The 12,236-nt window shown below is 66.3% G+C and carries 12 protein-coding genes; 5 read left to right on the forward strand and 7 right to left on the reverse strand.

The window, feature by feature from the left end; translation table 11 throughout:
- Positions 1-1,614: ABC transporter ATP-binding protein (locus VFW45_10825; protein ID HEU5181278.1), on the forward strand; the 1,614-nt coding region annotated here is incomplete at its 5' end.
- Positions 1,611-3,218, forward strand: coding sequence for a glycosyltransferase family 39 protein (locus VFW45_10830; protein ID HEU5181279.1), 1,608 nt, complete (start codon positions 1,611-1,613; stop codon positions 3,216-3,218). The genes VFW45_10825 and VFW45_10830, both read left to right, overlap by 4 nt.
- Here the strand turns inward: VFW45_10830 and VFW45_10835 are convergent.
- From VFW45_10835 to VFW45_10845, 3 genes are read right to left on the reverse strand one after another with little or no spacing between them, the layout of a single operon-like run.
- Positions 3,194-4,363, reverse strand: a complete 1,170-nt coding sequence (locus VFW45_10835; GenBank protein ID HEU5181280.1) for a glycosyltransferase family 4 protein — start codon at positions 4,361-4,363, stop codon at positions 3,194-3,196. The two genes, VFW45_10830 and VFW45_10835, sit on opposite strands and share 25 nt — an antisense overlap.
- A complete protein-coding gene (locus tag VFW45_10840) occupies positions 4,360-4,962 on the reverse strand; it encodes a class I SAM-dependent methyltransferase (GenBank protein HEU5181281.1) in 603 nt (200 codons plus the stop codon). The genes VFW45_10835 and VFW45_10840 overlap by 4 nt, the downstream gene beginning before the upstream one ends.
- Positions 4,963-4,970: 8 nt before the next feature.
- On the reverse strand, positions 4,971-6,110 hold the full coding sequence (locus VFW45_10845) for a glycosyltransferase family 4 protein (protein HEU5181282.1): 1,140 nt from the start codon (positions 6,108-6,110) through the stop codon (positions 4,971-4,973).
- A 132-nt stretch (positions 6,111-6,242) separates the two neighbouring features.
- On the opposite strand from VFW45_10845, the gene VFW45_10850 reads away from it, so the two are divergent.
- On the forward strand, positions 6,243-7,412 hold the full coding sequence (locus VFW45_10850) for a glycosyltransferase family 4 protein (GenBank protein ID HEU5181283.1): 1,170 nt from the start codon (positions 6,243-6,245) through the stop codon (positions 7,410-7,412).
- A 1-nt stretch (position 7,413) separates the two neighbouring features.
- On the opposite strand, the gene VFW45_10855 is transcribed toward VFW45_10850, so the two are convergent.
- Entirely contained in the window at positions 7,414-7,974 is a 561-nt protein-coding gene (locus tag VFW45_10855; GenBank protein ID HEU5181284.1) for a hypothetical protein, read from the reverse strand.
- Positions 7,975-8,025: 51 nt separating this feature from the next.
- Entirely contained in the window at positions 8,026-8,694 is a 669-nt protein-coding gene (locus VFW45_10860; GenBank protein ID HEU5181285.1) for a hypothetical protein, read from the reverse strand.
- A gap of 67 nt (positions 8,695-8,761) precedes the next feature.
- Between VFW45_10860 and VFW45_10865 the strand changes: the two genes are divergently transcribed.
- Together VFW45_10865 and VFW45_10870 are read left to right on the forward strand one after the other, a co-directional pair.
- Complete coding sequence (locus VFW45_10865) at positions 8,762-9,427, forward strand: hypothetical protein (protein HEU5181286.1); 666 nt, start codon at positions 8,762-8,764, stop codon at positions 9,425-9,427.
- Complete coding sequence (locus tag VFW45_10870) at positions 9,424-10,176, forward strand: glycosyltransferase family 2 protein (GenBank protein HEU5181287.1); 753 nt, start codon at positions 9,424-9,426, stop codon at positions 10,174-10,176. Before VFW45_10865 ends, VFW45_10870 begins: the two co-directional genes overlap by 4 nt.
- Here the strand turns inward: VFW45_10870 and VFW45_10875 are convergent.
- Complete coding sequence (locus VFW45_10875) at positions 10,139-11,368, reverse strand: VWA domain-containing protein (protein ID HEU5181288.1); 1,230 nt, start codon at positions 11,366-11,368, stop codon at positions 10,139-10,141. The genes VFW45_10870 and VFW45_10875 overlap by 38 nt on opposite strands.
- A partial coding sequence (locus VFW45_10880; GenBank protein ID HEU5181289.1) for a His/Gly/Thr/Pro-type tRNA ligase C-terminal domain-containing protein occupies positions 11,365-12,236 on the reverse strand: 872 nt, incomplete at its 5' end. The genes VFW45_10880 and VFW45_10875, both read right to left, overlap by 4 nt.

The raw sequence follows: 12,236 nt of genomic DNA on the forward strand, positions 1-12,236 counted from the left end.
CTGGGAAGCAAGCTCGAAGCCCGGGGAAGATTCACCATCTTCCTCACCATCGCTGTTCTCATTCCGATCCTGTACTTGATAAAAGGGACTCTGACCTATCTGAGCGCCTACTATGTCCGGGCCGTTGGGCTGCAGGCGATCCTGGATCTCCGTCGCGATCTCTACGATCGCATTCAAAGGCAGAGCGCCGCGTTCTTCTCCCTGAATCCGACGGGGCTCCTCATCTCCCGGCTGACCTCGGACATCGCCCGGATGCAAAGGACAGTCTCCGGCGACCTGGCCGATGTCTTCCGTCTCACTTTCATCATCCTTGGGCAGATCGTGTGGGTTTTCTATTTGTATCCGAAACTTTCAGCAGTCTGCCTCATCGCCCTGCCCCTGATTCTGTTTCCGATCGTCCGCTTCGGACGGCGGCTGAAGGTTACCAGCCGCACGAGCCAGGAGAAGATGGCCGACGTCACCAACATCCTGAAGGAGACGATCACCAATCAGCGGATCGTCAAAGGGTTCGTGATGGAGGAGTACGAGGTGGGCCGCTTCTCCGATGCCCTGCGCAAGGTGCAGCGCCAGGAGCTGCGCGGGGCCCGTCTGGTCTCGCTCTCACCCCCCATCATGGAGATGGTCGGGGCCCTGGTGGCTGCCATGCTGGTGGGATATGCGGGCTACCAGATCTCACGCGGCGCCGTGAATCCGGGAGAATTCGCGAGCTTCCTGGTCTCGCTCTTCTGGCTCTATGCTTCCGTAAGAAACCTTGCGAAGATCAACAATGACCTGCAGCAGTCCATGGCGGCGACCCGTCGCGTTTTCGAGATGATGGACCTCGACCTTTCCGTCCGTGACAAGACAGACGCTGTTCTCCTGCCTCCCTTCCGCGATCGCATCGAGTTCCGGGAGGTCGCGTTCCGATATCAGGCCAAGCCAGTCCTCGAAGGCGTCGATCTCGAGGTCCTTCGGGGGCAGATGATCGCGCTCGTCGGGGGGAGCGGGTCCGGGAAGACCACCCTCCTCAACCTGCTGCCGCGCTTCTACGACGTGACCTCCGGATCGGTGACCATCGACGGGGTCGACGTGCGCGAAGTCACGCTCGCTTCCCTGCGCGCGCAGATCGCCCTGGTCACCCAGGAGATACTCCTGTTCGACGACACGGTGCGCCACAACATCGCCTACGGCCGTCCGGACGTACCGCTGTCCCAGGTGGAAGCGGCGGCGCGCGCCGCCTATGCGCACGACTTCATCCTGCGGCTCCCGAAGGGATACGACACGCCGCTGGGGGAAGCGGGACATCTGCTGTCGGTCGGCGAGCGCCAGCGGATCTCCATCGCACGGGCCCTGCTGAAGGACGCTCCCATCCTGATCCTCGACGAAGCCACCTCGGCACTCGACGCCGAGTCGGAGGCCATGGTTCAGAAGGCCCTGAACAACCTGATGCAGGGACGCACCACCTTCGTGATCGCGCACCGGCTGTCGACCGTGCGCAACGCCGATCGGATCGCGGTCCTCGAAGGCGGACGGATCGTCGAGCAGGGGAGTCACGAGACGCTGCTCCAGCGCCAGGGAGCCTACGCCCGGCTCTATGAGCTGCAGTTCCGGGAGGGCACCGGAACCCACGGATGAGTCCCGCCCGCCGTCCGCTCCTGTTCCTGGCCGTGATCTGCCTGGTCCTCTTCTCCTTCAAGATTGGAAACCGGGACTTCTGGAACCCGGACGAGCCGCGCTACGCCGGCGTCACCCGCGCCATGCTCGAATCCGGTGACTGGCTGCTGCTGCGCAACGCCGGGGAGGTCTACACCCACAAGCCGCCGCTGTTCTTCTGGCTGAGCTCCATCGCGGCGACCGCCGGCGGCGGGCTGAACGAGACTACGGCGCGCTGGGTCCCGTGCCTGGCCGCGGTGGGCTGCGTTCTGGCCACCTTCCTGCTGGGAGCGCCGCTGGTCGGACAGAGGGCCGCCTTCTTCGGGGCCCTGGTCCTGGCCACCTCGCAGCGCTTCTTCCTGGAGGCGCGCTGGGTGCACACCGACTCGCTGCTGGCGCTCTGGGTGGTGCTGGCGATGACGGGCGCGCACCGGGCGCTGGCGGGAGGTCGTGCCGGCTGGCTACTCATGTATGCAGCAATGGCTCTGGCTTGCCTCACCAAGGGGCCGGTCGGCGTGGCGCTTCCTGCCGCGGGAGTTCTGGTGGCCCTGGCCTCGCGCCGGGAGCTGGGTCGGCTGCGTTCCTGCGGGGCTTGGTGGGGAATTCCGCTGGCGCTCGCCCCGGCAGCCGGCTGGCTGGCACTGGCCGCCCGGCGCGCTGGGTTCGATCCTTTGGCGGTGCTGGGCAAGCAGGTGGTGCAGCGGGTGGAGGAAGGACTGCATCATCCACGGCCGATGTATTACTACCTGATCGCGCTGCCGCTGGTATTCCTGCCATGGACTTTGTTTCTGCCGGGTGCCCTGGCTCACACGCTTCCGTGGCGGGAGGAGAAGCGCCGTGGGGAGCTGCTCTTCCTGTATGGATGGCTGCTGGGCGGACTGGTGCTGCTCAGCTTCTCGGTCGAAAAGCGTCCTTCCTATCTGCTTCCTCTTCTGCCCGCGCTGTCCCTGCTGGCAGGCTCCTTCCTCGATGCCTACCTGACGCGCTTCGATCCCGGAAAGCTGCGCGGATACCTGGAGATTCCATTGTGGGCCGGCGGTCTCGCCTGCGTGGCGGCGGCGGTATGGCTGCCGGGATTCGAGCGCCGCTACCCGGGATCGGCAGCGCGAGGCGTGGGGCTGGCGCTGGCGGCGCTGGTGATATGCGTGGCGGTAATCGCAGCGATCCGGGCCGGGCGCCGAGGCCTCGCCATCCTGATTCTCCTCGGGGGCGTCTGCGCCTTGCACCTCGGCATCGTCGGTGTCGTGCTTCCCTGGCTCAACGGCTTCAAATCGGCACGTCCCTTCGCAGCGCGCATCGTGTCGCGAATCTCGGGCGCGCCGCTGGGAATCTACCCCGATCCGAATCCGGCATTCGACTACTACACCGCTCGCCCGCTTCTTCTGCTGCGCCAACCGAACGAGGTGGAGGACTTCGTGGCTTCTTCGGATCCGGGCTACTGCCTCATGAAGGAGAGCGATTTCAGGGCGCTGTCGAAGACGATCCCCCTGGCGCGAATCGACGCCGCATCCTTGGGGCACCGAACCTTCGTCCTGGCCGGTCAGGCACCAGGGTCATCCGGTCAGGCTGTGGCGTCTCCGCGGTAGACCTGGACGATACGGTCGACCAGGACATTCCAGTCGAAATGGGCCAGAGCGTAGCTGCGGGCCGCCTCCCCCAGGCACTGCGCGCGGTCGGTATCGTGAAGAAGCCCGGCAATGGCTCCGGCCAAACGCAGCATGGCGTCCTGTTCGAGGGTAGCCGGAGCGTCGTAGGTCGACGCATCGGACGCGAAGAGGTCGACGAGGATCCCCCTCCCATCCTCCCCCAGCAGCTCGGCGAGGCCCCCTAGGCGGCTCGCCACCACCGGCTTTCCCATCGCCATCGCCTCCAGGCAGGCATGGCTGGTCGATTCCATCGAAGAAGGGAAGACCACCACGCTCGCCGCGGCGAGATAATCGGCAACCTGCGCGTTCGGCACCTTGCCGACGAAATCGAAGCGCTGCGCTACGCCCAGAGCGGCGGCCGCCTGGCGGAGATCGCTTTCCTGCGATCCCCATCCGCCGATGACGAAGCGGGCCGAAGGACAGGCGCGCAGGATCTCGGGGGCAGCCTGGACCAGGTACTGGATGCCGTTCTTGGGCACCAGGCGGCGGATCGCCAGGACGACCTTGTCTCCGGCGTAGCGCCGTTGCAGGTCCTCCGGCACGGGACGTCCGGCGGCGAATTCATCGGTATCGACGCCGTTGGGAATCACATGGATGCGCGCCGGAGAGGCGTAGGCCGCGGCCAGACGCGCGAATTCGCTGCTGGTCGCGATCACCGCATCTGCCGAGGAGAGAGAAATGCGGCGGTAGCGCCGGTGTCCGAGACGGCGAAGCAGCGAATCGTTAGGGTTGTCGAGCAAGCCGAGCCCATGCAGGGAGACCACGAAGCGGCGTGAGACCGCATGGGCCACCGGCGCGCCGAGGGCCGCGAGGCGGTAGCAGTAGCGGGCGTGCACCACGTCGGCTTTTGAGAACTCGTGTCGTAGCAGCGCCGACAGATCCCGGCGAGCGCTGAATCCGAAGGCATGCGGGGCGCGAAGAACGTCGAATCCGCCGGGCTCCGGACCGGAGAGGGGGTGCTTTTCGGTGGTGACGAGTCGGACTTCGTGACCGCGGCGAGTCAGATATTTGGCCAAGCGGAAAGCCCCCATCTCCTGGCCGCCGAGCCGGGGCAAGTAGGAATCGGTGGTGAGGACGACCTTCACACCTGTTTCCCTGCCCTTCCTGGAAGGACGACGCACAGGTCGGTCTTCAGCGAGCCGTCCTTCTCGTAGCGGCGCGAGCGCTTGCGGAAGCGGGCCTCGGGGTAGCGGGCGAAGGAGGATTCGTCCAGGCTCGCGAGGTGCTTGCGGTTGAGCCGGCCGCGGTAGGGCACCGTGATGACGACTGCCTTCTGCGCCGCCGGGACCACCCGCTCCAGGACCTCCTCGGTATCGCGGAAGTGCTCCAGGGTCTGGACCAGCAGCAGGTAGTCGAAGCCCGCCGGAAGCGGGTCCTTGAGCAAGTCGCCGCAGCGCGTCGGAATGACGGCGGTCTCGGCCGCCGAGCGGCTCAGCTCGAAACCTTCCACGTTCCAGCTCGGGCAGATTTCCGTCAGGCGCCGGCCGCCGTGGCCCAATCCGCTGCCGATGTCAAGGATCCTGGCCGGCTCGCGGGGAATCACCTCGGCGGCGAACTCGTAGAATCCCAGACGCGCCGAGGAGCTCCATTTGTCCGGTGCGCTCGCGGCGCGATACTCCCGCTCCCAGAACCCGCGCGGATTGGCCTTGCGCCATCCGCTGCGCAGCTTTTCCATCCATCCCATGAGGACTCCTACCGCTTTCCGCGGGGCCCCGTGCGGGCCATCTCCCGGCGCGCGCCGACCGTCTCCTCGAACAACGCCATCATCTCTTCTGTCATCCGTTTCTCGGAGAATTGCTCGGCGACCCGCGTCCGCCCTGCCCGTCCCATCCGCCGGGCCAGGTCGGGATTGGACAGGAGTCGCAGGAGAGCCTCCGCGAACTCTTCCTCGTTGCCTTCTTCAATCAGGAAGCCGGAGACTCCTTCCGCCACCGCCTCACGGTTGCCGCCGACCCGGAAGGCCACGACCGGAAGGCCGTGTCCCATCGCCTCGAGGACCGCCTTCGGCAGCGCCTCACTGCGCGAGGTATGAGCGTACACGCTCATCGCATCGTACCAAGGACGCATCTCCTTCTGCTGTCCCGGAAACGTCGTCGTTTCGCGGATTCCCAGCTCGCGGCCGAGCGCCTCCAGCTCCGCCAGGACGGGAGCTTCCGCCCCGCCGACGGCCAGCGCGCGGACCCCCGGCATGGTGCGATGGACGCGCCCCACGATCCGCAGGAACAGCTCGGGCCGCTTCACGCTGCGCAAACCAACCGTACCAATCGTGGGAGGGATTTCCGCGCGTCCCTCGGGACCCTCGGAGGGCAAGGCGATGCCGGTCGGGATGACCCGGTGCAGGCGCTCCAGAGCGCGGTCCTGCGTGGCGCAGGCGCGGTACCCTTCGAGCGCCGCCGAGCTCACCGCGGCCACGGCGTCGGCCCGTCCGACCCGGTACTTCTCGTAGTAGCGCCGCGGCCGGTCGGCCTGCCGCAACATGCAGATCCAGGGAGTGCCCGTCAGCCTTCCCGCGGCGTGCGCGAAAGGGCCGAGCTCTGCGTGATTGCTGAGGAGGAGATCGGCCTGTAGGTTTCGCAGGTGCTGCGTCAGGCGGAATGCCACGGACGGGAGGCGCCAGAGCGCATCGTGACGGCGGTAGGTGGACAGGCCGGGAACGCGCAGCGTCGCGACTCCCGCCGCCTCCAGGGCCTCGGTCAGAAGCCCGCGCCGCGGCGTCGCGACGGTCATGATGAGCCGGGAGCGATCCAGTCCCCGGGCCAGGGTGAGCAGGGCATTGCTCGGGCTGTAGGCCGTGGGTCGGGGGAGGGTCTGGAGGACCAGCAGGCGGACCATCGCGGCGGCTCCGCGAATTCCCCGTCTCCGCTCGAGGCGAACGGGAGGAGCCGTCCGGGGAACGATTGACGCTCGAGCGCAGCGCATCATAGCATAGCGCTCCGTTCCTGCCGTTTCCCGAGAGAAACCACGATGCAGCCCACGAGCCTGCGCATCCTGCAGACCAATTTCCATCGCGGCTGGGGAGGGCAGCCCTCCCGCATCCTGATGGTCTCTAAAGCTCTCGTGGAGCGCGGCCACCAGCTGGTGATCGCAGCCCCCGCCGGATCCTTGCTTGCAGTTCGCTCCCGGGAGGCGGGGCTGGAGACCTTCGAGGAGGCCCGCTTCCTGAAGCCGAAGCATGTCCTCTCGGCGCTGGCGGATCTCTCCGCGCTGCGCCGCCTGCTGCGCACGCGGCGATTCGACCTGGTGGACGCGCACGGCTCGCAGGATCTTTGGACGGTGGCGGGTGCGACGGCGCTGGTGGCGGATCCGCCGGCCTTCGTTTTCACGCGCCACAATACCAAGCGCGTGGGGGACAACCTGGCGAACCGGTACCTGCTCCGGCGGCGCATCGATCATCTGATCCTGGCCAGCGGCTCCGTGCTGGAGCGCTACCGTCCCTTCCTGGAGCGCGGCGATCTGTCGCCCGACCGGATCTCGGTGGTGCACTCCTCGTATCGCGAGGATCGCTTCCATCCCGGCGTCGACGGAGCGGAGATCCGAAAGGAGCTCGATGCCGTGGAAAAGGGGGCCCTCCTGGTCGGGGTCGTCGGGCGGCTGGTGCCCGACAAGGGAGGAACTTATTTCCTGAAGGCCGTCTCCAAGCTGGCACCGAAGTTCCCCTCGGCGAGATTCCTTTTCGTCGGGACGGGAACCGAGGAGGAGCGCCTGCGCCGCGAGACCGCCGCGCTGGGCCTCGGGGATCGGGTCCGTTTCCTGGGATTTCGCGACGACATCCCGGCGCTCACCGCCGCTCTGGATCTTTCGGTGCTCCCCTCGGTGGATTGCGATGCCTCTTCCGCCGTCCTCAAGGAGGCGATGGCCGTCGGCCGACCGGTGGTCGCCACCGACATCGGCGGCGCCTCCGAGATCGTCGAGCATGGACGAACCGGCCTGATCGTTCCGCCCGCCGATCCCGATTCACTGGCGAGCGCCATGGCACAGATCCTCGAGAGGGAAGATTCCGGGCGTGCCCTGGGAGAGGCCGGTGCGCGGCGCGTGCGCGAACAGTTCGGCCGGGATCGGATGGCGGAAGGAACCTTGGAAGCCTATCGGCGCGCCCTGCAGCGACGCAGCTTGCGGAGCGCCGGAGGCAGGTAGCCTAGGCCCAGGTCTTCCAGGCGAACAGCCCCAGGACCAGGAGCACGCCGAAGAGCACCAGGTATTCCTGGTTCCTGAGGGCCCGGGAGAGAGACCAGGGAGTGCGCTTGCCGGGAAAGCGTCGCAAGGAGGGGAAGAGAATGGGGACACCGGCGTTGTAACGCAGGAAGGCCTCGCCGTGCATCTTGGCCAGCCGCGCGCCTTCCACCCGCAGCTTGCGAGGGATGTAATAGCCGAAGAAGATCGCGTACCCGAGCACTAGGGCAATCCAGTTGAGCTTGTACGGGCTGCGTGCCATTACGCAGAAGCCGCTCAGGATGAGGAGACGCCCGAGATAAAGGGGATTCTGCGTGTAGGCGTACGGCCCTGAATCGATCAGCTCAAGGGACTTGAGGAGATGCCCGGCGGCCCAGAGGCGCATCGACTCTCCGAGAACCACCAGAATCGCTCCGGCCGCGAACAACACGGGCGTGGGACGCGACAGATAGACCAGAAACCCGACAAAGGTGTAGACGCAGGCAAGCCGGACGTAACCGAGCGTTTTGTTCCGTCGCGATTCCACGCGGGCGCCTCCCGGAAGCGGCGCCTAGGTTAGGGGATGGCCCCGGGGGTGTCAATGCCGCCGGCCGGCCTCGCCCCGCCACCAGGCACGCATTTTCTTTCCATAGCGATACCAGGCCGGCGGATGATCCAGCTCGAATATCTCTTCTGAAGTAAGGACACCGGGCGCGAAGCGCCGGGCCAACTTGAGCGCTGCCCGCCGATCAGCGCCGCACGCCGCCGCAAAAAGGCGCCGCCGCAGCGCCCCCGAGCCGGGACCCAGGAAAACGGCGGTCGAGAAGTCGACCAGATAGGGGGTGGATCCCGGTCCGACCAGCACGTCGCGATGATGCAGGTCTCCCTGGGCCACGCCGGCCCGATGGACGGTTTCGAGCAGGCCGACCAGCTGCCGGAAGAAGCTTCCCGGGATCTCTCCCGCCCGATAGTGGGACAGGTCGCGTCCCGGCACGAACTCCAGAGCGAAGGCGAAGGCGTCGATTCGGCCCCAAAGTCGCGGGATTCCGGAGATGCCGGCCAGCAGGCCATAGGCGCGGACCTCGCGGCGAACGAGCATTCTCCCCAGCGTGTTCCGCAGCCACGCGGGACGGCCGGAATAGTCCTTGATGGCAAGCCGCTCCGGCTTGTCATCCCAGAGCAGGATGTCGGCCTTGGTGAGATTCCGGCCGGACCGGTATCGGGCGGGAGGATGCGCGAGGATGGCCGATCGGCTCGGCGCTGGCACGGGGGAGTCCTTGAAGGCGTCGTGCTACGATAACGCGAACTCGAGAGACGGGCGGGAGACTAGCACAGTGAGCATGCCCCCTCAATCGGTCCGCGATGCCGCTGCGGGAGTCTCTTTCCGCGAGGAGGATCTGCGCTCTCCGGCCACCCTCGTGCTCAAGAAAGGGGAATGGGGAAAGGCGGACATCCTGCTCGTGGCCAATGCGAGCGGAACCGCGATCGTCAAGGATTTCGGCGCCAAGATGCGGCCGGTTCGCTGGTGGGGGCGCTGGCAGATCCGGCGGGAGGCGTCGATCTATCGCAGGCTCGCGGGAGTGCGCGGCGTTCCCAGGTATTTCGGCAGGATCGGCAAGAACGCGATGGCCATCGAATACATCGAAGGAGAAAGAATCTCCCATTGGAGGCGTCGCGAACTGCCCGAGGCACTCTTCTCCCGTCTCTGGTCCCTGATCGAGACCATTCATGCGCGCGGCATCGTGCATATCGACCTGCGCAAGCGCGACAATATCCTCATCGGTCCGAGCGGGGATGTCTTCATCATCGACTTCAACGCCTCGTTTCGCTTCGAGCCCGGCGGCGCGGCGGCGCGCTACCTTCTTCCGGCCCTCCGGAAGATCGATCACTTCGGCTTCCTGAAATGGAAGGCCGCCCTGGCTCCCTCGCAGCTGAGCGAGGCGGAGCGCAGCGCCTTCCGCAGGATGTCCATCCTGCGCAAGTTCTGGATCTTCAAATGAGCCCACCGCGGTTGAGCGTGGTCATCCCGATCCGTGATGAAAAAGAGAACCTGCCGCCCCTATGGGGCGAGCTGAAGGAGCATTTGGAGGCCCAGGGACCCAGCTTCGAGGTCGTGCTGGTGGATGATGGGAGCCGTGACGGCAGCGGCCGAATGATTGACGAGATGGCCTCGGGCGATCCGCGCGTCCGCGCCTTGCACCTGGAGCGCCCCTGCGGACAGAGTGCGGCGCTGGGCGCCGCCTTCCGCGCCGCGCGGGGAGAGCTGGTCCTCACGATGGACGGTGACCTGCAGTGTGATCCTGCCGACATCCGCCGCATGCTGGAAACTCTCGGCACGCTCGATGCCCTGGTGGGGTACCGTGAGCGGCGCAGGGACTCTCTCCCCCGGCGGCTCCTCTCACGCTGGGCGAACCGCGTGCGCAACCGGGTGCTGCGCGAGGCGATCCGGGACACGGGCTGTCCCCTGAAGCTTATGCGACGTGATTGTCTGAACCGGCTGCCTCGTTTCGACGGGATGCACCGGTTCCTGCCGTCCCTGCTGCAGCTGGAGGGATTTCGCGTGGGGCAGATCGCGGTAAACCACCGCCCGAGGCGCTGGGGGCAATCGAAATATGGCCCGCGCTCCCGCCTGATGCGGCCGGTTTGCGATCTCATGGCGGTGCGCTGGATGCAGCGCCGGAAGCTGAGCTACGAGCTGCGGGAGGAGATCTCTACGGGGCGGATGGCGCGAAGTAGCCGGGCCGGGTGACGACGCGCGCGCCGGGGCGCGCCACCTCGACCTTGACGGCCCTCCAGTGGCCGTCGCGCGCCTGGTTGGCAGGGGAAAAGGCAATCGTATACTGCCGTCCAAGATCCTCCGAAATCTGCTGGTAGACGCCCTCGAGCTGTCCCGCCCTCTCCGGGTTGTAGAACCTTCCGCCGGTTTTCTCCGCGAAGGTCTCCAGAATCCGGCGCAGCGACATCTTCTGGGCCAGGTCGGTCTCATCCTCCAGGCGCGCTCCAAGACCGACGGCGTACACCACCGCCTCCGAGCGCACGACGGCATCCACGGTTTCCTCGAACCGGTGCAGGCTGCCCGGAGCATTTTCCTCGAAGGCCTGATCGCGGCCGTCGGACAGCAGCACCAGAGCCTTGCGTCCCTCCAGCGCCCCCATCTGCCGGCTCACCTGGAACATCGCGTCGTAGAGGGCGGTCCCGCCGGAAGGCACGAGCGCCTCCACGGCCTGGGTGAGCTTCTTGCGATCCTCCGTCAGGCTCTGGAGCTCGCGGACGGAATCGTCGAACTTCACGACGAGGGCGCGATCGCCGCCGGCCATCCTCTTGACGAAATCGGTGGCGGCCTTGCGGGCAATCTCCATCCGGTTGCCGGTCCCCATGCTGTTGGAGGTGTCCATGACGAGCGCCACCGACAGCGGCTGCCGGGCGGCCGTGAAAGTCGTCACCTTCTGCAGCACTCCGTCCTCGAACACCTTGAAGTCAACTGCTTCAAGGTCGGTGACCGGCTTTCCCTTCTCGTCATAGACATTCAGGTAGAGGTTGACGAGGGAGACCGATTCGCGCTGGCCGACGTGCAGGGGGGGAGTCTGGAGCGAAGTCTCGGCGGTCCGGCCGGCATCGTCGAGGGCCCGCGCCGTCAGCGTGTGCGGCAGGAACTCCTCGCCGGCGTTCCAGACGAACTCGTAGGGCGGCTTTTCCAGAACGGCGACGCGCTGCGAGTCGATGAATACCTCGATGCGCACCAGATGTGCCCCTTGCGGGACGGAAGCGCGCAAGACGACCTTCGTCTCCCCGCTCACCGGCCGGCCCGCCGGCGGCGACATGAAACGGACCAGGAGCTCCTCGGCATGCAGGGGGGAAGGGGAGGTTAGCAGGGCGGAGGCCAGCGCCAGGGTCAGAAGAGCCGGCGCTCCGAGAGGCCATCGAGAGAAATCCGTCTTCAATAGGCTCGTGCCATGAGGACCCGCGTTCGCGACAGGGTTCCGCAATACAGGCACGTCCCTTCGGCTCCCTGTCCCTCCAGCGGAATGCATCGGATGGTGGCTTTGGTCTCTTCCTTGATCTTCTTCTCGCATTCGGCGCTGCCGCACCAGAATGCCTCGAAGAACCCTCCCAGGGTTTCGAGCTGCTCCTTGAATTCGGCATAGCTCTTGGCCGGCCGGGTGTTGTCGATACGGAACTTGAGGGCGCGCTCGTAAAGCGAGCGTTGGATGCCCGCCAACAGGCCGGGCAGGCGCGCCTCGATTCCATCGAGGGGCAAGGACTCCTTCTTGCGGTCCAGCCGCGAGACACACACGAGTTTGCCCTGGGCGAGATCGCGCGGCCCGATTTCCAGGCGCAGCGGCACCCCCTTGAGCTCCCACTCGTTGAACTTGAACCCGGGCGACACCTCTTCGCGGAGATCGGCATGGATGCGGACCTTGCCGGAGACGGCATGGCACAGCTTGTCCACCGCAGCGCGCACCGCCGCCTTCTCCTCGTCGGTCTTGCCGATCGGCACGATGACCGCCTGAATCGGCGCCAGGGCCGGAGGCAGCACGAGACCTTGATCGTCTCCGTGTGCCAGAACGAGGGCGCCCACCAGCCGGGTGGAAACGCCCCAGCTCGTCTGCCACACGTGCTCCATTTTTCCGTCCTGGCTCTGGAACTTGACGTCGAAGGCGCGGGAGAAATTCTGGCCGAGGTTGTGCGAGGTGCCCGCTTGCAAGGCCTTGCCGTCCTGCATCAGCGCTTCGATACAGTAGGTCCGCAGTGCTCCGGCGAATTTCTCCTGCTCGCTCTTGAGTCCTTTGACCACCGGCAGGGCCATCT

Source organism: Candidatus Polarisedimenticolia bacterium (assembly GCA_035764505.1).
GTDB lineage: Bacteria > Acidobacteriota > Polarisedimenticolia > Gp22-AA2 > AA152 > AA152.

Excerpts from the sequence above, each read along its gene's own strand:
- VFW45_10840 (HEU5181281.1), bottom strand. The coding sequence starts at position 4,962 with ATGGGATGGATGGAAAAGCTGCGCAGCGGATGGCGCAAGGCCAATCCG.
- VFW45_10830 (HEU5181279.1), top strand. The coding sequence starts at position 1,611 with ATGAGTCCCGCCCGCCGTCCGCTCCTGTTCCTGGCCGTGATCTGCCTG.
- VFW45_10850 (HEU5181283.1), top strand. The coding sequence starts at position 6,243 with ATGCAGCCCACGAGCCTGCGCATCCTGCAGACCAATTTCCATCGCGGC.
- VFW45_10870 (HEU5181287.1), top strand. The coding sequence starts at position 9,424 with ATGAGCCCACCGCGGTTGAGCGTGGTCATCCCGATCCGTGATGAAAAA.
- VFW45_10845 (HEU5181282.1), bottom strand. The coding sequence starts at position 6,110 with ATGGTCCGCCTGCTGGTCCTCCAGACCCTCCCCCGACCCACGGCCTAC.